We start from the raw sequence: 19808 nt of genomic DNA on the forward strand, positions 1-19808 counted from the left end.
CCACGAGGTACAGCAGCGCGCCCAGTGCAGCAGCGGCGACGCAGCCGAGCGCGTACTCGATCGTTGACATCCCACGGTCATCGCGCAGGACGGATTCGAGGACTCCACCATGTTCGTCCCCCGTACCGGTGTCGACAGCGTCGTCGAGCTCGCTGACGTCCCAGTCGGTGTCCCAGTCCTCCTCCCAGGTGACGTCCGGGTCCTTCGTGTTGTTGTCAATGTTGTTGTTCATGTTGTTGTTCATGGTCATTCTCCCTGCTTCCTGTGTTCCCTGATTCCTGTTGTCATGTCCTGATTCCTGAACTTCCGTCGACCACCGGGGCGGTCCCGGCCGATTCCGACCCCTCACACCCCGGCGAAACCCACCACCAACGGCAGCAGACCCACCAGCACGAATGCCGGGAGGAAGCACAATGTCAGTGGTGCGGCCACCGCCACGAGAACCCGCTCCGCGCCAGCCCGGGAGCGGTCCCCGGCCTGCCTGCGCAACCGGTCGGCCTGGCCGCTGATCTCGTCGGACATCCGGGCACCGTTGCGGACCTGGGTTGCGGCGCGGCGCGCCACCGGACCGAAGCAGGGATCACCGTGCAGCGGTCTCCACGCCTCCACCCCGGCACCGAGTTCCAGCAGCAGCGCGACCCTGCGCAGGGCCTCTGCGTCCTTCCCCGTGCCGTCCCCCGCACCCGACACCGCCGCCCGCCACGCCACAGACACCGGAAGTCCGGATGCTGTCGCGGCGCCGAAGACGTCGAGCACGCGGGCGGCACCGAGTTCCGCCGGTCCGGCGCGTCCGCCGACACCGCCCAGCACCGTGACGGTCAATGACTCCACCCACAGCACCCCGGCGCAGGCCAGCACTATTCCCGCCAGCAGGACCAGGATGCCCAGGATGTTGCCGATCAGGAAGGCGGCGGGTGCCAGTCCCATCGATTCCCCGATCCCGACCGCCCCGACCGGGAGCAGCAGCAGGATGATCTCGGTCAACCTCGCCCCCGCCAGCGCACTGGAGGTGTGGCCCAGGTGCGCGAGCCGGGCATCTGTGTCGGCGACGAGCCGGCGCATGACCTGGCCCATCGCCATCCCGTGGCGCTCCGCCACAGCCCACAGCCGCAGCACATCGTCCACGTCAACGGAGTTGTCGGTGACCGCGGGGTCCACCGGCCCGGCCGCCACCACGCCACCGAGCCGGACACGCCGGGCGGCGCGCTGCAGCCCACCGACGAGCCCAACGCCGACCGTGTGCCGCCCGTCCGGGGTGTCCGACACCACCACCAGTGCCTGGTCGGCGGCGTCCACCGGCCGTGCACCCACCATCAGCTCCACCGCGAACGCGTCCACGAACTCCCGCAGCACCCTCGTCCGCCGGGTCTCCCGGGACAGTTCCATGGCTGCCAGGGCCACACGCCGCCCGGTGAAGGCCACGATCGCCGCCGCCGCGGTCACCGCGATCGGGGTCAGCATGCCCGCTCCCATTCGGTCTCCACGCCCAGCAGCCCGTTGTCCCCGACCAGGCGGCCGAACCCGGTCACCCGGCGCCGGCCCCCGTCCCGTGACACGTGGATGACGGCGTCCACACCGTCAACGACCTGGCGTGCCACGGTGTCGGCGGACATCCCGGCCAGCGCACCCAGGGCGGTGAGGCGTCCCGGCACCGCCCGGAGGCTGTTGGCGTGGACGGTGCCCGCACTACCACCGTGGCCGGTGTTGAAGGCGAGGAGCAGTTCGGCGATCTCCGCGCCGCGGATCTCGCCGACGATGATCCGGTCCGGCCGCATCCGCAGACTCTGGCGCACCAGCATCCGCATGTCGATGCCACCGCCCCCGTCCGGTCCGGCCTCCCTGGTGTGCAGCCCCACGACGTGCGGGTGGTCCGGGAACAGCTCCGGGGTGTCCTCGACCTGCAGGATCCGTTCCCCGGCCGGAACCTCGGACAGCATCGCCGAGAGCAGGGTGGTCTTGCCTGCTCCCGTTCCTCCGCTGACCAGGAAGGATCGTCCTCCGGCGACCAGGCCACGCAGGTCATTTCCGATCCAGTCCGGGAACATCCCGGCATCCTGCAGGACTCCCAGGTCACGGTGCGCCTGGGACAGCGCCCGCAGGCTCACGCAGGCCCCGGCACCGGCCGGCGGGTCCAGGACGGCGTGCACCCGTACCCCGATCGCCGGAATCCCCGGCGGCAGGTCGGTGATGATGCCGTCAGCGAAGGGGTGGGCGTCATCCAGCCGGACTCCGCAGGACGCGGCCAGCCGGACAGCGATCGCCCGGCACGTTTCGGCGTCCCCGATGTGCAGGTCCGTGGCTTCCACTCCCCTGCCACGGTCGATCCACACCGGACCCGGGCCGTTGAGCAGGACGTCGGTGACCTCCGGGTCGCACAGGGGGATGGCGAGCTCGCCCAGGCCGGAGAATTCGCGGGTCAGTGTGCGGATGTCCTCGACCCCTCCCAGGTGGAGATCCTGCAGGACACCCGCGATGTCGGACGGGCCGGGGCTGACCACGTCGCGTCCGGCGAGTTCGTTGCGGACCCGGTCGATCATGCCGGTCCCGGTGTCCCCCGGATCCTGCTCCACCCCCGTCGTCCTCCCTGCCCTCCACTTCACCGCTCCATCCCCTCCCACAGTCTGGCGGCCGCTGTCGCGGCCGTCCCCGCGCCCGGGCCGGTGGTGCGGAAGTCACCCCGGTCGATGTCGACGGTGAGGAACGGGTCGTCCTCCCAGGTGACCGCAGGTGCACGGCCAAGCAGTGTGAGTGTCTGGTTCCACGTCAGTCCGGAGCGCGGCAGTTCGCGCAGGACGACGGACATCTCCGGCGACGTGTCGAGTACGTGCCGCGCCGCCAGGACCGCCGGCACCGTCTGCGGGACGACGAGGACGCACCGGGTCTCCCGCGGTCCGCCCCCGGGCGCAACCAGGCCGGTGACCGGGTCCCTGCCGTACCGTCCACCGTCCCGGACGACGGGGAGCCGGACGGTCGACGGCACGTCGGGTGGGGTGCTGCCGTCCTCCACCAGGGCGACGTCACCAGCCCAGGGATCCCCGGAGTTCTCCAGCCCGAGCAGCAGGTGCAGCTGCCCGGGCCGGGACATCGGATCACCGTCGACCAGCGCGGCCTGTCCCGGACCACCCGTCCCGGGATCGGCCAGTACCCCGGCCAGCGCAGCGGCGAAGACACTCGCCCCCGCCCCTCCGACCACCCCGAACACGGCGACGTCGAGCACGTCGTGGCTCCCGATGGCACCGGCGAGCTCCGTGGATTCCTCGGGGATCTGCAGCACACCGTCCCGTGACGACGAGGACACCCTGATCACACGGGTGACCCTGTCGTCCTGCTCCGTCAGCCGCACCTCATCCGTGCCCGGGCCGGTGGTTGTCCCTGACCCGGCTCCCGGGTCGGCGTCGGTCACCAGGATGACCGCGTCCGTGCCGATCTCACCGGCCCGGAGCAGCCGACGTCCGGTGAGCGCCACCACCATCGACACCTCGTCCGCCAGTGCCGGGTCCGCGAGCTGCAGGACCACGGGAGTGGTCGTCCTCTTCTTCATTGATTGTCCCCTCATGGCCGGTGATCATGGCAGGGCAGCAGCCGACGTGGGAAGGGTGGGGCCTTCTGCGCCGCAATCCGGTGGATAACTTCCGTCCGAAAACGCCGCCGATTGTGGATAACTCCATCCCACCCCGGAAAATCCGACGTAGACATGAAACAAACGGTGCGGGAGGAACGTATGGTGTAGGTGTGACCGCCCGCCAGGATGACCACCACCACGGCACGACCGAACCCGAGATCATCACCGAACCCGGGGTCGGTCCCTCCTGCGTCCTGGCCGTCTTCGACCTCGACAAGACCATCATCGACACCTCGGCGTCGATGGCCTACCGCAAGCCCCTGGCCGAGCGCGGCCTGATCACGACCAGCGAAATGCTCCGCATGCTCGTGATGCTCGGCAACTTCATGATCAGCGGGCACGACGAGGACTCGATCAACGCCACCCGGGACACCCTCGTCGCCATGGTCCGCGGCCGCCGGGAACAGGACCTCGCCGACGTCGCGCACGAGGCCCTCCACGAGGTCATCGTCCCCTTCGTCTACGCCGAAGCCCGCGACCTCATCGACCGCCACCACGCCGCCGGCCACCGCGTGGCCATCATCACCGCCTCGGCCCAGGTCCTGGTCGGCCCCATCGCCACCGAACTCGGTGCCGACCACCTCATCGCCACGGAACTCGAGGTCGACGGGGACGGTGTCTTCACCGGTGAGGTCCCGTTCTTCTGCAAGGGACCGGCGAAGGTCGAGGCACTGCAGCGCATCGCCGACGAGAACGGGTTCGACCTCTCAGCCAGCTACGCCTACACGGATTCGGGCACCGATCTCCCCCTGCTCGAAGCCGTCGGCCACCCCACCGCCGTCAACCCCGACCGTGCGTTGCGGCGCATCGCCACCTCCCGCGACTGGCCCATCGTGAAATTCGGACGCACAGAGCCCCTGTTCCACCTGCCGGAACACACCGGGGCGATCGCCGGGGCCGCCGGAACCGCCGCCCTGGTCGGCACGGTGGCCGCAGGCCTGCTGGTGTGGCTGCGCGGCCGGGAGGACCGCTGACCCCGTCCGACACGACCTATAGTGCGGCTTCTCCCACCTCGCGGTGGAGGCTCTGGCACAATAGCGTGGAGACAACACCCGAGTAACCCCGAATGACCATTCACCAGGAGAGTGCGAAGTGAGCGACAAGGACAGCAACGGGATGTTCACCGACCAGGACAGCTTCAACCCACAGGTCAATTCAATCCCGCTGTCAGACGTGGACGCCCAGGCGGCGGGACGCGGTGGCAGCATCGGTGACCTGGTGAAGGACGCCACCACGCAGGTGTCGTCCCTGGTCCGTTCCGAGGTGGAGCTCGCCAAGACCGAGATCTCCGGTTCGGCGAAGAAGGCGGGCATCGCGGTCGGACTGTTCGGGGCCGCCGGTGTCGTCCTGGCCTACAGCTCATTCTTCTTCTTCTTCTTCCTCGCGGAACTGCTGGACAACTGGATGCCGCGCTGGGTCGCCTTCCTCGTCGTCTTTCTGATCATGTTCGTCCTGGTGGCCATCCTCGCCGTCGTCGGCATCAAGTTCATCAAGGGAGTGAAGAAGCCCCAGGCCACGCTTGATTCCGTCAATGACCTGAAGGCCGTCGTCCCCAGTGGCCAGAAGGCCGTCGAGGACGGCGACGGGATGTTCACCTAGAACCTGCCCGTGACCACCCCCTCCGCCCCGGAGCACCGCTACGTGCACACCCGGGGCATACGTCTCCATGTTGTCGTCCAGGGCCCCGTGGACGCACCCCTGGTGCTGCTGATCCACGGTTTCGCCGGCGGGCACTTCGACTGGCGCGAACTCATGCCCGAGCTCCTCGGCGGTGCAGGTCAGGACGCCGCGGCGTCCGCACCAGTCCCACCCGTCCGCGTCGCCGCCGTCGACCTGCGTGGCTACGGGAGTTCCGACAAGACCCCCCGCGGCTACGACCTGACCACCGCCGCCTCCGACATGTGCGGCACGATCCGCGCCCTCGGACACACCGACGCCCTGGTCGTCGGGCACGGCGAGGGCGGGCTGATCGCCTGGACAATGGCGGCCCACGAGCCGCGTCGGGTTCGCGGCATCGTCACCCTGGCCTCCTCGCACCCGCTGGTCCTGGCCCGGACGGTACTGGTGCACCCGGTGTCCCAGTGGCCCCGGATCCGCAACTCCCTGTTCTCACAGCTTCCCCGGCTGCCCGAGCGCAGACTGCTCAGGGACGGCGCCGCGGAGGTCGCACAGTCCTTCCGCCGACAGGTCTCCCCGGGGTTCCGCGGCACCCCGACCTGTGAAGCGCACGAGCAGCTGCGCCGGGAGGGCATGCAGATCGACAAGGTGGCACACCTGTCCTGCGAGTACCGGCGGTGGACGCTGCGCAGCCGGTTGCGCCCGGAGGGCGGGGACTTCGACCGCTCGATCCCCAAACGCACCGAAGCCCCGGCCACCTGCATCGACGGTTCGATGGACAGGGCGTACTCCCCGAAGATCGCCCGCCGTTCCGCCGCCCGGGGTGCCCCCGGATCATCCGACGAGGTCCTCTACGGCGTGGGCCACTTCCCTCACATCGAGGATCCGCCCGCGGTGGCGGCACTGATCCGCGCGGCGGACGCCGGGCACCAGCTGTAGTCAGCTCGCCACGCACCCCTGGGTGTCGACCTTGTCCTGGTAGGACTCCACATCGCCCACATGGGACATCACCTCGTCCTTGGTCAGGGCGTAACCGGTCTCCGAATCACCGACCGCAGCGCCGAAGATCACCCCCATGACCTCGCCGTCCGTGTCGATCATCGGCCCGCCCGAGTTGCCCTGCACCACCGTCCCGCGCAGCGTGTACGCTTCACGGTCGACCCGGGTGTCGGCGTAGATGTCCGGTCCGGAGACCACGAACATCTCCCGGATGCGCGCCGGGGTCGCCTCGAACGGGCCCCCCAGCGGGAAGCCCATCACGATGGCGTCCTGGTTGTGCTTTCCCGGCCCGTCCGCCCAGTCCAGCGGCGGCAGCGTGGTGCCGTCGTCGGTGCGGACCATGGCGATGTCCTCGGACGGGTTGTAGTAGACCACCTCACCGGAGGCGTCGCCGTCGACGGTTTCCAGGACCACGCTGCCGGTCCCGGCCACCACGTGGGCGTTCGTCATGATCAGGTCGGGGGCGACGGCGAACCCGGTGCCCTGCAGGATCCGGCTGCACTGCTCGGCCTCACCGACGACCCTCACGACGGACTCACGGGTCTGCTGGACAGCCCGGTGGTCGGTCAGCCCGGGGTTCGGGGCATCGACCTCGGTATCCGGGATGTCGGTGAAGGGGTCGGTGATCACCGGGAACCCCGAGTCGCCGAAGAAGGAGGCCGTCTGCGACGGGAGTGCCTCCAGCCAGGACGGGGCGATGTCACTGACCCCCGAAAGGATCGATGATCCGCGGACCGCCTTACCCAGGTCCCCGGAATTGTTGCCCGCCACCGGCACCACGATCAGCCACGCCACCACCACGGTGGTCACGACCTGCACCAGCGCCCCGGTGACCGAGTCGACACGCAGCGCGGTACGGGTCTTGATCAGGTCACGCAGCTTCCCGCCGATGACCGAACCGATCGTGTACCCGATCACCACCGAGCCGGCGACGATCAGCAGGGCCACGATGAACCGTGCCGTGTCACCGTCGACGTGCCTCATCACCGACGGCAGGACGCGCAGTCCGAGCACGCCGCCGAGCAGCACGCCGGCCAACGACAGGAACGCGGAGAAGCCGCCCTGCCGCCAGCCCGAGACCAGGGCGAACAGGGCGACGACGACAAGTGCGACATCGACGATCGCGGATCCTGTCATCCGTCCTCCCCCTGATCCCGGTCCTGCTCCAGTTCACCGCTCAGACGGTCGCCGAGTATCGCCGGCACCAGATTCTCCCCGTTGCGGGAGGTCTCCAGCGCGGCGAACAGGTCGGACACCCCGACCGGCTCCCCGTCCACCCACGGTTCCTCCCACGGCTCCTCCCAGCCCGCGAGCTGCACCAGGGCGTCCACCACACCGCCGGTGAACCCCCACAGCAGGTACCCGTCGACGCGGAAGGCGGGACCGTGCCAGCCGAGGAAACCGATGCGGCTGCGCACACCCGGGTCCACCAGGTCAGCGACCGGCACCGCCCGCACCCAGTCGCTCTCCCGGGTGGCGGGATGCACCGGTCCCGGCGTCCGCCACCAGGCGAGCACCGGGATGACCGCGTGGTTCGTGCGGTCGATGTAGAGGGGTTCCATCACTGCCACGGGGACCACGGAGGACGGGTCAAGGGCGGTCTCCTCCACGGCTTCGCGCACCGCGGTGTCGACCGGGCCCTCGTCGTCTGCCTCACGCCGTCCGCCGGGGAAGGCGATCTGCCCGGAGTGGGTGCGCATCCGCGGGTTGCGGTGGGTCAACAGGATCGTGGGGTTCCCGTCGCGGTCAGCACCGACCAGCACGAGCACCGCCGAGTACCGGGGTGGTTCGCCTCCGGGGCCGACCCCGGGAACCTCCCGGGCAGCGTCCCCGATGATGCCCGCCTCCCGCCCACTGCGGGCCGCACCGGCCAGGGACGACAACCATTCGGGCAGGTCAGACGGAAGGGCGGGCTGCGCCTGTGCGGCAGCCAGCCAGTCCTCCAACGAGTACCCCTCAGGGTTCGGTGTGTGCGTCATCGATCGTCCATACTACGTGCCATCAGATCCTCTACCTCCTCGACCGAGGTCAACTCCCCCGGATGCAGTTCGGAACGCGACCCGTCCGGCCCGTACACCAGGGACAACGGGACGACGGACGGGAGATTCGCCGCGACCGAAAGCTCCCCTTCCGAGTCCTGGAAACTGGCGAACCGGACGTCCAGGTCGGCCAGCAGGTCCACCCCGGCCTGGCCCCGCTCGTTGACGTGCACACCGACGATGTTCCACTCCGGGTGCTTCTCCGCGACGTCCTGCAGGACGGGGAGCTCCTGGCGGCACGGACCGCACCACCACGCCCACACATTGACGAGTGTGGGCCGCCCCGACAACGTCTCGGCGAGCGGGGCCTCCGAGGCTTCCCCCCCATCCGTGAGACAGGGCAGGGTGATCCCGGCGAGTTCAGCGTCCGGCGCCGCGGTGCCGGGACCGTCCCCACCCGGGGAGGGGCAGTCGATGCGTTGCTGGTCGGAGACCCGGTAGGACGTCCCGGCCGGGTCCGGGGTCGTGGTCGGCTCCGGGAGTGGCTCGCCCGTCTCCGCACCGCCCGCCAGACCGGCCCCGTTCCCGGCACCGGTCGACGGGTCCGCCGGGGGCCCGCCGTCCTGTCCGTCGGCCCCGAACACCGAGATGAACAACGGCACCGACGCCACCGCGAGGCCGACCACCACGGCGATGGCCAGCAGGATCGTACGGTTCCTGGTGTCCTTCCCCATCAGCCCACCACCGTGGAGCTGTCGCCGGTGGAGGAGGACGGGCAGTCGCCCGCCAGCACGCACCGGCCGCACTCGGGGGAACGCGAGTGGCAGACCCGGCGGCCGTGGAAGATCAGCCGGTGGGAGAACATCGTCCACTCCTTCTTCTCCACCATCGCGGTGATCTCCCGCTCGACCGCCACCGCATCGGTCTGGGCGGTCAGTCCCAGCCGCCGGACGATACGTCCGACATGGGTGTCCACCGGGAAGCCGGGGACGCCGAAGGCGTTACCGAGCACGACGTTGGCGGTCTTTCGCCCCACCCCCGGAAGATCGACCAACTCGGCCATCGTGTCCGGGACCTCCCCACCGTGCCGGTCGCACAGCGCGGCCCCCATGCCGATGAGGTTCGCGGCTTTGTTGCGGAAGAACCCCGTCGGACGGATCAGCTCCTCCAGCCTCCCCCGGTCGGCACCGGCGTAGGACGCGGCGTCGGGGAACTCGCGGAACAGGTCGGGGGTGACCTCGTTGACTCTTTTGTCCGTGCACTGGGCGGACAGCACGGTGGCGACGAGCAGTTCCAGCGCGGTGGTGTGGTCCAGCGCGCAGTCCGCGTCCGGGTACTCGGCGGCGAGCACCCGGTTGACCCGGCGCGCCCTGCGCGTCCGCGCCAGCGGACTCTCGTGCAGGATGGCCCGGCGGCGGGCGGCGGATGCCGGGGCGACTGACCGTGCGGGACGGGCGGACGGGGAGGGGGACGTGGCGACCATGGTGCCCACAGTCTAACCCCGCACGACCCGTCTATCGGCACCGTCTTCACATGCCGTGGCGCTCCACGCTGTATTGTGTGGAGTGACCCTTTTTCGGGGGCCGATGTGACCAACCCGTCACTGAGTAAGAGGCCTCGAGCCAAACCTAGACCAGGAGTCAGACGAGTAATGGGTGAAGTACCTGAGATCCTGTCTCGCGCCGGAATTTTCCAGGGAGTCGAGGCCACGGCGGTCAACGCCCTCATCGAGCAGCTGGAATCGATAACGTTCCCCCGCGGCACGACCATCTTCGACGAGGGCGAGCCCGGCGACCGGCTCTACATCATCATCACCGGCAAGGTGAAGCTCGCCCGGCACGCCCCCGACGGCCGGGAGAACCTGCTCACCATCATGGGGCCGTCCGACATGTTCGGCGAGCTGTCCATCTTCGACCCGGGCCCCCGCACCTCCGCAGCGGTGTGCGTCACCGAGGTGTCGGCGGCGACGATGGACTCCCAGATGCTGCACGACTGGATCACCGACCACCCGGAGATCTCCGAGCAGCTGCTGCGCGTGCTGGCCCGTCGACTGCGCCGGACGAACAACGCCCTGGCCGACCTGATCTTCACCGACGTGCCCGGTCGCGTGGCCAAGGCACTGCTGCAGCTGGCGAACCGTTTCGGCGTGCAGGAGGGCGGCTCGCTGCGTGTGCACCACGACCTGACGCAGGAGGAGATCGCCCAGCTCGTCGGTGCCTCCCGCGAGACCGTGAACAAGGCACTGGCCGAGTTCGCCCACCGCGGGTGGATCCGCCTGGAGGGCAAGTCGGTGCTGATCTCGGACACTGAGCGCCTGGCGAAGCGCGCCCGGTAGTCCGGTACGTGCTCCCGGCGCGTCCCCGAACGTCGCCACCCGCCCCACCTACCCCGCCCCGGTGAGATTTTCACACCGGCGGCGGTTTTTCTTTGGGTGCTGCAGCGTCCTGACCTGCACGTCTCACAATATGGGAATCGCCGTCGGTGTGAAAGTCGCCGACGCCGCAGCCGCCGTCGCGCCGCCTACCGCTCCAGACCGTCGTTGACCTGACGCAGCACGCGCAGGCAGGTGGTCACGTCCTGCGGCGGGACGTCCTCCAGGACATCGCCCAGGACACGGCCCAGCTCTCCACGGACCCGCCGCAGGTTCTCCGCGGCGAAACCGGTGGGGTGCACGCAGGTGCCCCTGCCGTCCGCCGGATCGGGACGACGGTCAACCAACCCCTTGGCCTGCAACCCCTTCAGCGCAATGCTGGTGTTGCTGCTCTTCAGGCCGAGTTCCCGCCCCAGCCGCTTCGGCGAGACCCCCGGCTCGTCATCGATGCGGTTCATCACGATCGTCTCGAGGTTGCTGAGCTCCACGACGCCGTCGGGCATGTCGAGCACCTGGATGCGCCGGGCGGCACGGACCACTGTGTCGGCGAGCTCGGAGAAGTGGCTTACGCTTTCCATTTTTACTATGCTAGCATAGCCACTTCCGCTCAGAAAGAGGCTCAGCACTTGCCCATCGCACTCCTCCTCACCCTCGGCCTCCTGGCCGCGGTGGCGCCGTTCGCCACCGATCTCTACCTGCCCGCCATGCCGCAGATCGCCGACGACCTGTCGACGAGCGCGTCCGGTGCGCAGCTCTCCCTGACCGCCTTCCTCATCGGCACCGCCGTCGGCCAGCTGTTATTCGGCCCGTGGTCCGACAAAGCCGGACGCCGTCTCCCGCTGGTCATCGGCTCCGTGGTCTACCTCCTGGCCTCCGCGGCCACCGCCCTCGCCCCGTCCATCGCCGTGCTCGTCGCACTGCGGCTCGTCCAGGGACTGGCTGGCGCCGCAGGGATGGTCATCGGACGCGCCATCATCTCCGACCGCTACCGTGGCCCGGCAGCAGCCCAGGCCATGAGCCTGATGATGATCGTCGGCGGAGTCGCCCCGGTCATCGCACCGTTCGTGGGCAGTACCCTGGCCGACCCGCTCGGCTGGCGCGGCCTGCTCTGGATCGTCGCCGCCCTGGGCCTGATCGCCCTGGTCTGCGTCCTGGCCATCGTCCCGGAGACCCACCCCCGCTCCGGCGAAGCATCGTCCGACACGTCCGCGGAGGCAGAGGCGGACACCGTGGCAGAGAAGGAGACGCGGGACGGGGCGTCCGGCACAGCCCGGTCCGGCCTACGCAACCTCCTGTCCCGCGACTACCTGTCCAACACCCTGGCCTTCTCCTTCGGCTTCGCCACGATGATGGCCTACATCTCCGCCTCCCCCTTCCTGTACCAGAAGTACATGGGGCTCGGGACGCTGCAGTACGGTCTCGCCTTCGCCGCCAACGCCCTGGTCCTGATGGTCGTGAGCATCCCGTCGGCGAAGCTCACCGCACGGTTCCGCGTCCGTTCGCTCGCCCGCACCGGCCTGGGACTCAACCTGCTCGGCGTGCTGCTCTACGGGATTCTCCACCTGGCCGGGGCTCCCGCCATCAGCCTCATGTTCCCGCTGGTGATTGTCGTCGGCTCCCTCGGCCTGGTGCTGGGCAACACGACCGCCCTCGCCCTCGACGCCGTCCCCGGTGCGGCCGGGTCCGCCTCCGCGGTCCTCGGTTTCCTGCAGTTCGGCTTGGCCGGCGTCGTCGCGCCGCTGGTCGGACTCGGCGGCGAACTCGATCCCCTTCCCCTGGCAGTCACGATGCTGGTCGCGTCCCTGGTGGCCAATGTCGCGATCACCGCGTCCCCCGGAGAGCCCAGTGAGGGCCACCGCCGACGCGAGGTCGTCTCAGCTTAGCCGCAGCTAGAGCTTTCCGAGGTGACGCAGCGCGACCCGGGTCGACTGCTTCGCCGCGTCCCGCAGGACGGGGTCGACGTCGGTGTAGATCTCGTCGACGATCTCCCCGACCGTCGCGTCCTCCCCCAGCGTCTCCAGGGCCCCGACCACCTGGCGCAGGCGGAGTTCACGGCGCTCCAGGTACTTCCCCGCCAGCTCCGCGGTGTCCTCCCGGTCCGGCCCGTGCCCGGGCAGCAGCCTGATCCCACGTCCCCGGTCCATGAGCAGCCGCAGCGACTCGAGGTAGTCCCCCAGGTCACCGGTGGTCTCGGAGATCATGGTGGTGTGCCGGCCGGCGATCGTGTCCCCGGTGGCGATCCCCTCGACATCACCGTCGGTGTCCCCGCCGTCGGTGTGGATGAAGAAGGACACCGAGTCGCCGGTATGGCCCGGGGTGGCCACCACCTCGACGGTCGGGGTGAGCCCCTCCACGCTGATGACCTCACCATCGGTCAGGGCGTCCCCGCCGGCGCAGTAGCGCCCGTCGAAGGCGCGGACCGGTGCACCCGCGAGCTGACGCAGCCGCGGCGCGCCGTCGGCGTGGTCGGGATGGTGGTGGGTCAGCAGGATCAGTGCGACCTCGGCTCCCCCCTGCGTCGCCTTCGAACGAAGGACGTTCAGGTGCCCTTCGTCGTGCGGCCCCGGGTCGATGATGATGCTCCTGGAGTCCCCGGGTGCCCGGACGATCCACGAGTTGGTGCCTTCGAGGGCCTGGTAGCTGGGATTGTCGCACAGCACCACACCGGTGGAGGAGGCGACGGGACGCAACTGGCTGTACGCGGGATGCTCCATGCTGACGATCCTACTGCCGGGACGGGCAACCGACATTGCACCGGGTGCCCCGTTCTTCACGTCCGGGGGTGGTTACCCGACGCGGACGATCAACTCCACCTCGACCGGGCTCCCCAGCGGGAGCTCCGCGACACCGACCGCGCTGCGGGCGTGGGCCCCGGCGTCCCCGAAGACCTCACCGAGGACGGAGGACGCGCCGTTGACGACGCCGGGCTGTCCCCCGAACCCGGGGGCGGAGGCCACGAACCCGACCACCTTGACCACCTGGACGACCCGGTCGATGCCGACCAGTGCGTCGATCGCGGCGAGGGCGTTGAGCGCGGCGGTGCGGGCGTACCCGGCGGCGTCATCGGCGGCCACGGCATCCCCCACCTGTCCGGTCGCCGGGAGTTCACCGTCGGTGAAGGGCAGCTGGCCGGAGGTGTAGACGAAGTCACCAGCCTGCACAGCGGGGACGTAGGCGGCGACGGGTGCCGCGACCGGGGGCAGGGTGATGCCGAGTTCGGTGAGACGTTCAGTGGTGCTCGGGGTGTTCGGCGCGTCCACTGTCGGTCACTTCTCCCGCTTCAGGTATGCCACGTGCTGCTCGCCGGTGGGCCCGGGCAGGACGGACACCAGTTCCCAGCCGTCCTCACCCCAGTTGTCCAGGATCTGCTTGGTGGCGTGTGTCAGAAGCGGCACGGTGGCGTATTCCCATTGAGTCATGGGCACGAGTATAGGGAAAGAGCGCTCAGGCGGACTGCGCGGCTTCCAGTTGGCCGGCGAAGAAGTCGGCCCAGCTGTCGATCTCGGGGTGCTGACGCAGCAGGGCACGACGCTGGCGCTCGGTCATCCCGCCCCAGACCCCGAACTCGACCTGGTTGTCCAGCGCATCGGCGCGGCACTGCAGGACCACGGGGCAGTGGCGGCAGATGGCGACTGCCTTGCGCTGTGCCGCGCCCTTGACGAAGAGCTCCTCGGGGTCGATGTCCCGGCAGTGCGCCTGGGTGATCCATTCACCGCGGTTGTTGAAGGACTCACGGGTCGTCACCTGGCCCGTGGTCCGGTGCAGCACTCCCTGGTTGCCACTACGGACCTGCTGGACACTGTGCCCTGCAGGCTCAGTCACCGCGTTACGGGATTCCGCTTCGGGGCTTCGGAGAGATGCGGTCATGATGTCCTTCCGCTGTTGTGGTGTGTGGCCGGTAGACGATCGCCGGCTCCGGAGAACGAACCCCGGAAGTGATCATCAGAAACTGCGTGTAAGTCTATTCACACACATTTAGAAGTGTCGAATCGCACACATTTCGCGAGAATGTGTGCCACGTCACGCAGTTTTTCGGTCCCCCCGTCCCACTGCAGTAACCGGCAGCTGCGGATGACCGCACGTCCCCCCGACCCACCGGCGACCGCCACCCGCGAGGGGCTTCCAATGTGCTGGTCATGGGAGCGCACCGCGTAATCCTACCGGATCCAGTGACCTGAGTCACCGTATTCACCACCCGGATTCCCCGTGGGAAATGGACGCCCGGACACTCCGGACCGTCCATCCGGAGCACGACGTCCCCCAATCACCCCCGAACACTCCCCCCGTCGGCGAACATTGTCGACGCGTCCGACCGACTCCCGTCCGCCGCACCCATCGGATACTCTTGGCGTGTGACATTCATCAGGAACGCGGCGTACCTCATCCTCGCGGTCATCGTGACCGGCGTGTTGACGGCGCTGGCGGTAGTCCCCCTGGTCGGCGGGGTCGGCGTGGCGGTCAACGCCGGGGCCGACACCGTGGACGACGACCTCGCGGACATCGACGAGAACCAGTCCCTCCCGCAGGTCACCACCATCACCGACCGGGAGGGTGGGGTCCTGGCCCGTCTCTACGACCAGCGCCGCTACCCCGTCGGCGAGGACGAGATCTCCCAGTCCATGAAGGACGCCATCGTCGCCATCGAGGACCGACGTTTCTACGAGCACGACGGGGTTGACGTGCGCGGGACGATCCGCGCCATGGCCGCCAACTTCTCCAGCGGCGGCGTGGAACAGGGCGCGTCCACCATCGACCAGCAGTACATCAAGAACTACCTCCTGCTCATCGACGCCGCCGATGACGAGGAACGCGCCGCGGCCACCGAGACCTCCGCCGCCCGCAAGCTCCGCGAGATGAAGATGGCCATCGACCTGGAGGAACGCTACTCCAAGGACGAGATCCTCACCCGCTACCTCAACCTCGTGTCCTTCGGCAACGGGGCCTACGGGATCGAGGCGGCCGCCCGGACCTACTTCGGGACGTCCGCCGCGGAGCTGACGGTTCCCCAGTCCGCGATGCTCGCGGGCATGGTGCAGTCCACTTCCCTGCACGACCCCTATTCCAACCCGGACGGGTCCCTGGACCGGCGCGACGCCGTCCTGTCGGCCATGACCGACACGGGCGCGCTCGGTCCCGCCGAACGCGACCGGTACGCCGGTGAGCCCCTGGGCGTCAGCGAGAACCCGAACAACGTATCCAACGGCTGCATCGGCGCCGGCAATGCCGGGTACTACTGCGACTACGTCCTGTCGTACCTCGCCGACAGCGGCATCGACACCGAGGAACTCGCCCGCGGCGGCTACACCGTGAAGACGGCACTGGACCCCGTCGCGCAGGACGCCGCGGTGCGCTCGGTCCGCGACGAGGCCGACCCCTCCACCCCAGGGGTGTCGGTCTCCTCCAACTACATCGCCCCCACCGACGACGCCCATGAGGTCGTCGCCATGGCATCCTCCCGTGAGTACGGCCTGAACGCGGACTCCGGGCAGACCGTCCTGCCCGTCACCCACTCCGCGGAAGGCAATGGTGCAGGCAGTGTGTTCAAGATCTTCGCGGCCGCCGCCGCCATGGAGGAGGGCATGGGGCTGAACACCGTGCTGGACGTGCCCCGCCGCATCGACGTCGAGGGCATGGGCACCGGCGGTGCCGAAGGCTGCCCGCCGAACCGCTACTGCGTGGAGAACGCCGGCGAGTACCCGGACCGGTTGCCGCTGCGGGAGGCCCTGGCCACCAGCCCCAACACCCCGTTCGTCCGGATCGCGGAACAGCTCGGCACCGAACGGATGACCGACATCGCCGTGAAGCTGGGGCTGCGCTCCTACGCCGCGGAAGGCAGCTACGACGGGGAGACCTCCCTGGCCGACTTCGTCAAGGACTCCAACATGGGTTCCTTCGTCCTCGGCCCCCTGCAGGTCAACCCGCTGGAACTGGCCAATGTCTCCGCCAGCCTCGCCGACCACGGCCGCTGGTGCGAGCCCTCCCCGGTCCTGTCCGTCACCGACCGTGACGGGGAGGGCGTGGACCTCGACACCCCGGACTGTGAGCAGGCCATCGACCGCGGCATCGCGGATGCCCTGGCCAACGGCATGGGTGGCGACGTCAGTGACGGCACGGCGGCCGCCGCGGCTGGCAGCTCCGGCTGGGGCGGGCCCGTCGCCGCGAAGACCGGTACCACCGAGACCAGCCTCTCCGGCGCCTTCCTGGGGTTCACGCCAGGGCTGGCCGGCGCGACCTACGCCTTCAACGACGGCTCCCAGACCTCCCCCCTGTGCAGCTCCCCACTGCGCCAGTGCGGGGAGGGGAACCTCTTCGGCGGCAATGAGCCCGCCCGGGCGTTCTTCAACACCGCCAACGACATCATCGGACGCTACGGCGGCCCCGGACTGCCCCGCTACAACCGCGACTTCGACCGTGGGGACCCGGGACGCTACCGGGACAGCACGAGCCCCGGCGGCACCGGCAACCCGCCCAACGCGGGCACCGCCAATGAGCCGGAGCCCAACGGCTACGACTCACAGAACTGGGACATGAACCTCGACGAGTTCGACTGATCACGGGTTCGGCCCGGTGCTGGTCCACGGCGTCGCTACACTGGCCGGTGTGATCAACCGCCGCAGACCCGACACCTCAGACCCGTCAGAGACGCCAGTCCCCGGTTCCCCCGGCCACGCCACCCGGTCCCGACGCCCCGGCGTCCTGCCCGCCCTCGGCCGTGCCGCCGGGCTGGCGACCGCAACCGGTCTGGCGACCGCCGCAGGTGCCCTCGTTGAGACGCGTGCCTTCGTCCTCCACGAAGTGACCCTCCCTGTCCTGGAACCCGGGACCCTCGACGACGGCGACCGGGACGGTTTCCGGATCCTGCACGTTTCCGACCTGCACATGCTCGCCAACCAGAAGCTGAAGCAGAACTGGGTGGCCTCCCTGGACGCCCTCGACCCGGACCTGGTGGTGAACACCGGCGACAATCTCGGCGAGGAACAGGCCGTCCCCTCCGTACTGCAGGCACTCGGCCCGCTGCTCCGCCGCCCCGGGGTCTTCATCTTCGGCAGCAACGACTACTACGCCCCCCGCCCGGTGAACCCCGTCAACTACCTGGTGGGCAAGCGGAACAAGCCCAGCGAGGTCGAACTGCCGTGGCGGGGGATGCGTGCGGCCTTCATCGAGCACGGCTGGGAGGACGCCACCCACCGCCGCGTCGACTTCGCCGTGGGCAGACTCAAGCTCGCCGTCGGTGGCGTCGACGACCCCCATCTCGACCGGGACGACTACGACTCCCTCGGCGGCCCCCCGAACCCGGACGCCGACCTCGCCATCGGACTGGCGCACTCCCCGGAGCCACGGGTCCTCGACGAGTTCGCGGCGGACGGGTACCAGCTGGCCATGGCGGGGCACACCCACGGCGGTCAGCTCTGTCTGCCCGGTGGACGTGCGATCGTCACCAACTGCGGAATCGACCGCTCCCGGGTGTCCGGCCTGTCGCGGTGGTCGGAGCGGATGTGGCTGCACGTCTCCAACGGCCTCGGGACGTCGAAGTACGTCCCGTTCCGCCTGTTCTGCCGTCCGTCGGCAACCCTGGTGCACGTGGTCGAGCGCGACCACTGAGCAGGCTGTTGTCCAGCTGTTTTGCCCTGGCCATCGAATCCGGTCTATAGTGCATACCTGTTGCGACACGGGAGATTCCGTCCGGGATCACGCGTGCCGTTCCAGACCGGGGTATGGCGCAGCTTGGCAGCGCGCTTCGTTCGGGACGAAGAGGTCGTGGGTTCAAATCCCGCTACCCCGACAGCCAGAGAAACACCCTCCCACCTGCTAGTTAAGGTGGGAGGGTGTTTTCGAGTCACAGCACCGAGCGCAGCGGGCGCAGTGCCACCTCCGCAATGCGTGCCATGGGGTGCTCGTCACGCCATGCAGTGGAGTTCACCGGCTCGCAGTGCTCCGAATCCGCCAGAAAGACCTCCTCCATCCTGGAGGCGAAGTCACGGTCGATGATCTCCGTGTTGGTCTCGTAATTGAAGGTCAGGGACAGCCGGTCGATGTTGCAGCTCCCGACCGTCGACCATTCCCCGTCGATCGTCGCTGTCTTCGCGTGGATCATGCTCGCGGTGAACAGCAGGATCTTCACTCCCCCGTCGATGAGCTCGCCGTAGAACCCGCGGCTGACCCAGTCCGCGAGGACATGGTTGGATTCCTTGGGCACCATCAGACGGACGTCCACGCCGCGTCCTGCCGCCCGCAGCAGGGCCTGCAGGATCTGCTGGTCGGGGATGAAATAGGGCGTGTTGATCCAGATGCGGTCCCTGGCCCGCTCGATGGCGTTCAGGTACATCGTGCGCAGCGGGTAGACCAGCTGCACCGGCAGGTTCGCCACGACCCGGATGTCCGAGGCCCAGTCGTCCGGGGCTGTCCACGGGATATCGCCACCGTCCGGCCATTTCAGGTTCCACACCCGGGCCACTGCATTGCGCAGCCCCCACACGCCCGGGCCCACCTCCCGGATGTGCGTGTCACGCCAGTGCTCCGCGAACAGGGAACCGATGTTGTACCCGCCGACGAACCCCACGCCCCCGTCGGCGACCAGGACCTTCGCATGGCTGAGCCCGGTCGTGCGCAACGGAGCGTTCCAGAGTTTCCGGGTGACCATGGGGAGTCTCGCCACGTGGACCTTGTCCGAGAAGTTGCGGTAGAAGGACCGGGGGACGACGGCGTTGCCCACCCCGTCGTAGATGACGTAGACCTCGACGCCACGATCGGCCGCGCCGTTCAACGCCTCAATGAACTGGGCCCCAACCTCGTCATTCTTCCACATGTAGTTCTGCATGATGACCTCGTCGGTCGCGGCACCGATGGTGGCCAGCATGTCACCGTAGAGGGTGCCACCGTCGGTGTAGATCGTCAGGTCCGACTCCCCCACCGTCGCCGAGAACGTCCCCGGGCTCGGCGCCGGACGCTCACTGCGCGACCGGCGTTTCACCAGGTCGACCGTCAGTGCGGGCAGGGCGGCTGCGGCGGCGAGGGCGGTGGCCCCGCCGGCGGCGAGGGCGCCGTAGGCGACCACGGACCGCCTCGGGCGCTTCTGTCGGGTCAGTCTGGACGCGGGACTTCTCGGGGACGGGATTCTCATCCCCCTGATAGTAGTCCGTGTCGCCCACCTCACCGGTGGGTTTCACCGTGCACCCCCAAGGGTGTTTCCCGGGGTGCGCCGTCTCCTATAGCTTCGACA

The 19808-nt window shown here is 69.0% G+C and carries 21 protein-coding genes and 1 tRNA gene; 8 read left to right on the forward strand and 14 right to left on the reverse strand.

Going from position 1 to position 19808, the window contains the following annotated elements; translation table 11 throughout:
• The 4 genes from ACTIL2_RS03265 to ACTIL2_RS03280 form a co-directional block, all read right to left on the reverse strand.
• Window positions 1–244: DUF4244 domain-containing protein (locus tag ACTIL2_RS03265; RefSeq protein WP_442336024.1), on the reverse strand; the 244-nt coding region annotated here is incomplete at its 3' end.
• Between the two features lie 101 nt (window positions 245–345).
• Entirely contained in the window at window positions 346–1461 is a 1116-nt protein-coding gene (locus ACTIL2_RS03270) for a type II secretion system F family protein (protein ID WP_442336025.1), read from the reverse strand.
• On the reverse strand, window positions 1455–2600 hold the full coding sequence (locus ACTIL2_RS03275; protein ID WP_442336026.1) for a TadA family conjugal transfer-associated ATPase: 1146 nt from the start codon (window positions 2598–2600) through the stop codon (window positions 1455–1457). Before ACTIL2_RS03275 ends, ACTIL2_RS03270 begins: the two co-directional genes overlap by 7 nt.
• Window positions 2597–3541, reverse strand: a complete 945-nt coding sequence (locus ACTIL2_RS03280; protein ID WP_442336027.1) for a hypothetical protein — start codon at window positions 3539–3541, stop codon at window positions 2597–2599. Before ACTIL2_RS03280 ends, ACTIL2_RS03275 begins: the two co-directional genes overlap by 4 nt.
• Before the next feature lie 191 nt (window positions 3542–3732).
• On the opposite strand from ACTIL2_RS03280, the gene ACTIL2_RS03285 reads away from it, so the two are divergent.
• The 3 genes from ACTIL2_RS03285 (at window position 3733) to ACTIL2_RS03295 (ending at window position 6178) form a co-directional block, all read left to right on the forward strand.
• Window positions 3733–4596 (forward strand): HAD family hydrolase, encoded by an 864-nt coding sequence (locus ACTIL2_RS03285; RefSeq protein WP_442336028.1) that lies wholly within the window; start codon window positions 3733–3735, stop codon window positions 4594–4596.
• A 118-nt stretch (window positions 4597–4714) separates the two neighbouring features.
• On the forward strand, window positions 4715–5221 hold the full coding sequence (locus tag ACTIL2_RS03290; RefSeq protein WP_442336029.1) for a phage holin family protein: 507 nt from the start codon (window positions 4715–4717) through the stop codon (window positions 5219–5221).
• 9 nt (window positions 5222–5230) lie between these two features.
• Window positions 5231–6178, forward strand: coding sequence for an alpha/beta fold hydrolase (locus tag ACTIL2_RS03295; RefSeq protein ID WP_442336030.1), 948 nt, complete (start codon window positions 5231–5233; stop codon window positions 6176–6178).
• Here ACTIL2_RS03295 and ACTIL2_RS03300 read toward each other — a convergent pair whose 3' ends face one another.
• Genes ACTIL2_RS03300 through nth form a run of 4 tightly spaced genes read right to left on the reverse strand, consistent with a single transcriptional unit; the run spans window position 6179 to window position 9700 of the window.
• Window positions 6179–7375 carry a MarP family serine protease gene (locus tag ACTIL2_RS03300; RefSeq protein WP_442336031.1) on the reverse strand — a complete coding sequence of 399 codons (1197 nt, stop codon included), beginning with the start codon at window positions 7373–7375 and terminating at the stop codon, window positions 6179–6181. It abuts the gene before it with no gap.
• A complete protein-coding gene (locus tag ACTIL2_RS03305) occupies window positions 7372–8217 on the reverse strand; it encodes an NUDIX hydrolase (protein ID WP_442336032.1) in 846 nt (281 codons plus the stop codon). The genes ACTIL2_RS03300 and ACTIL2_RS03305 overlap by 4 nt, the downstream gene beginning before the upstream one ends.
• Entirely contained in the window at window positions 8214–8951 is a 738-nt protein-coding gene (locus ACTIL2_RS03310; protein WP_442336033.1) for a TlpA family protein disulfide reductase, read from the reverse strand. Before ACTIL2_RS03310 ends, ACTIL2_RS03305 begins: the two co-directional genes overlap by 4 nt.
• Window positions 8951–9700, reverse strand: coding sequence for an endonuclease III (nth, locus tag ACTIL2_RS03315; RefSeq protein ID WP_442336034.1), 750 nt, complete (start codon window positions 9698–9700; stop codon window positions 8951–8953). The genes ACTIL2_RS03310 and nth overlap by 1 nt, the downstream gene beginning before the upstream one ends.
• Before the next feature lie 168 nt (window positions 9701–9868).
• On the opposite strand from nth, the gene glxR reads away from it, so the two are divergent.
• The gene (gene glxR / locus ACTIL2_RS03320; protein ID WP_442336035.1) at window positions 9869–10552 is read left to right on the forward strand and encodes a CRP-like cAMP-activated global transcriptional regulator GlxR; all 684 of its coding nucleotides are present in this window, start codon (window positions 9869–9871) and stop codon (window positions 10550–10552) included.
• Window positions 10553–10737: 185 nt separating this feature from the next.
• Here glxR and ACTIL2_RS03325 read toward each other — a convergent pair whose 3' ends face one another.
• Entirely contained in the window at window positions 10738–11166 is a 429-nt protein-coding gene (locus ACTIL2_RS03325) for a MarR family winged helix-turn-helix transcriptional regulator (RefSeq protein ID WP_442336036.1), read from the reverse strand.
• Window positions 11167–11214: 48 nt separating this feature from the next.
• On the opposite strand from ACTIL2_RS03325, the gene ACTIL2_RS03330 reads away from it, so the two are divergent.
• The gene (locus tag ACTIL2_RS03330; protein ID WP_442336037.1) at window positions 11215–12471 is read left to right on the forward strand and encodes a multidrug effflux MFS transporter; all 1257 of its coding nucleotides are present in this window, start codon (window positions 11215–11217) and stop codon (window positions 12469–12471) included.
• Window positions 12472–12477: 6 nt separating this feature from the next.
• Here ACTIL2_RS03330 and ACTIL2_RS03335 read toward each other — a convergent pair whose 3' ends face one another.
• From ACTIL2_RS03335 to ACTIL2_RS03350, 4 genes are all read right to left on the reverse strand, one after another.
• Window positions 12478–13302: an MBL fold metallo-hydrolase gene (locus ACTIL2_RS03335; RefSeq protein WP_442336038.1), complete on the reverse strand. Its 825-nt coding sequence runs from the start codon at window positions 13300–13302 to the stop codon at window positions 12478–12480.
• A 72-nt stretch (window positions 13303–13374) separates the two neighbouring features.
• Window positions 13375–13848: a RidA family protein gene (locus tag ACTIL2_RS03340; protein WP_442336039.1), complete on the reverse strand. Its 474-nt coding sequence runs from the start codon at window positions 13846–13848 to the stop codon at window positions 13375–13377.
• A 6-nt stretch (window positions 13849–13854) separates the two neighbouring features.
• Complete coding sequence (locus ACTIL2_RS03345) at window positions 13855–14007, reverse strand: DUF4177 domain-containing protein (RefSeq protein WP_075814027.1); 153 nt, start codon at window positions 14005–14007, stop codon at window positions 13855–13857.
• A 25-nt stretch (window positions 14008–14032) separates the two neighbouring features.
• A complete protein-coding gene (locus ACTIL2_RS03350) occupies window positions 14033–14455 on the reverse strand; it encodes a WhiB family transcriptional regulator (protein WP_442336040.1) in 423 nt (140 codons plus the stop codon).
• Between the two features lie 485 nt (window positions 14456–14940).
• Between ACTIL2_RS03350 and ACTIL2_RS03355 the strand changes: the two genes are divergently transcribed.
• The 3 genes from ACTIL2_RS03355 to ACTIL2_RS03365 all read left to right on the forward strand — a co-directional run bounded on the left by ACTIL2_RS03355 (window position 14941) and on the right by ACTIL2_RS03365 (window position 18371).
• Window positions 14941–17139, forward strand: coding sequence for a transglycosylase domain-containing protein (locus tag ACTIL2_RS03355; RefSeq protein WP_442336041.1), 2199 nt, complete (start codon window positions 14941–14943; stop codon window positions 17137–17139).
• A gap of 145 nt (window positions 17140–17284) precedes the next feature.
• On the forward strand, window positions 17285–18190 hold the full coding sequence (locus tag ACTIL2_RS03360; RefSeq protein ID WP_442336092.1) for a metallophosphoesterase: 906 nt from the start codon (window positions 17285–17287) through the stop codon (window positions 18188–18190).
• Window positions 18191–18297: 107 nt separating this feature from the next.
• Window positions 18298–18371: transfer RNA gene (locus ACTIL2_RS03365), tRNA-Pro, on the forward strand.
• 54 nt (window positions 18372–18425) lie between these two features.
• Here ACTIL2_RS03365 and ACTIL2_RS03370 read toward each other — a convergent pair.
• Window positions 18426–19709, reverse strand: a complete 1284-nt coding sequence (locus ACTIL2_RS03370; protein WP_442336042.1) for a phospholipase D-like domain-containing protein — start codon at window positions 19707–19709, stop codon at window positions 18426–18428.
• Window positions 19710–19808 lie beyond the last annotated feature (99 nt).

This window comes from Corynebacterium sp., from assembly GCF_052107835.1.
Classification (GTDB): Bacteria; Actinomycetota; Actinomycetes; order Mycobacteriales; family Mycobacteriaceae; genus Corynebacterium.

Coding starts and splice junctions, on each gene's coding strand:
- ACTIL2_RS03270 (WP_442336025.1), bottom strand. CDS start 1,461: ATGCTGACCCCGATCGCGGTGACCGCGGCGGCGGCGATCGTGGCCTTC.
- ACTIL2_RS03280 (WP_442336027.1), bottom strand. CDS start 3,541: ATGAAGAAGAGGACGACCACTCCCGTGGTCCTGCAGCTCGCGGACCCG.
- ACTIL2_RS03300 (WP_442336031.1), bottom strand. CDS start 7,375: ATGACAGGATCCGCGATCGTCGATGTCGCACTTGTCGTCGTCGCCCTG.
- ACTIL2_RS03305 (WP_442336032.1), bottom strand. CDS start 8,217: ATGACGCACACACCGAACCCTGAGGGGTACTCGTTGGAGGACTGGCTG.
- ACTIL2_RS03310 (WP_442336033.1), bottom strand. CDS start 8,951: ATGGGGAAGGACACCAGGAACCGTACGATCCTGCTGGCCATCGCCGTG.
- nth (WP_442336034.1), bottom strand. CDS start 9,700: ATGGTCGCCACGTCCCCCTCCCCGTCCGCCCGTCCCGCACGGTCAGTC.
- glxR (WP_442336035.1), top strand. CDS start 9,869: ATGGGTGAAGTACCTGAGATCCTGTCTCGCGCCGGAATTTTCCAGGGA.
- ACTIL2_RS03325 (WP_442336036.1), bottom strand. CDS start 11,166: ATGGAAAGCGTAAGCCACTTCTCCGAGCTCGCCGACACAGTGGTCCGT.
- ACTIL2_RS03335 (WP_442336038.1), bottom strand. CDS start 13,302: ATGGAGCATCCCGCGTACAGCCAGTTGCGTCCCGTCGCCTCCTCCACC.
- ACTIL2_RS03345 (WP_075814027.1), bottom strand. CDS start 14,007: ATGACTCAATGGGAATACGCCACCGTGCCGCTTCTGACACACGCCACC.
- ACTIL2_RS03350 (WP_442336040.1), bottom strand. CDS start 14,455: ATGACCGCATCTCTCCGAAGCCCCGAAGCGGAATCCCGTAACGCGGTG.
- ACTIL2_RS03370 (WP_442336042.1), bottom strand. CDS start 19,709: ATGAGAATCCCGTCCCCGAGAAGTCCCGCGTCCAGACTGACCCGACAG.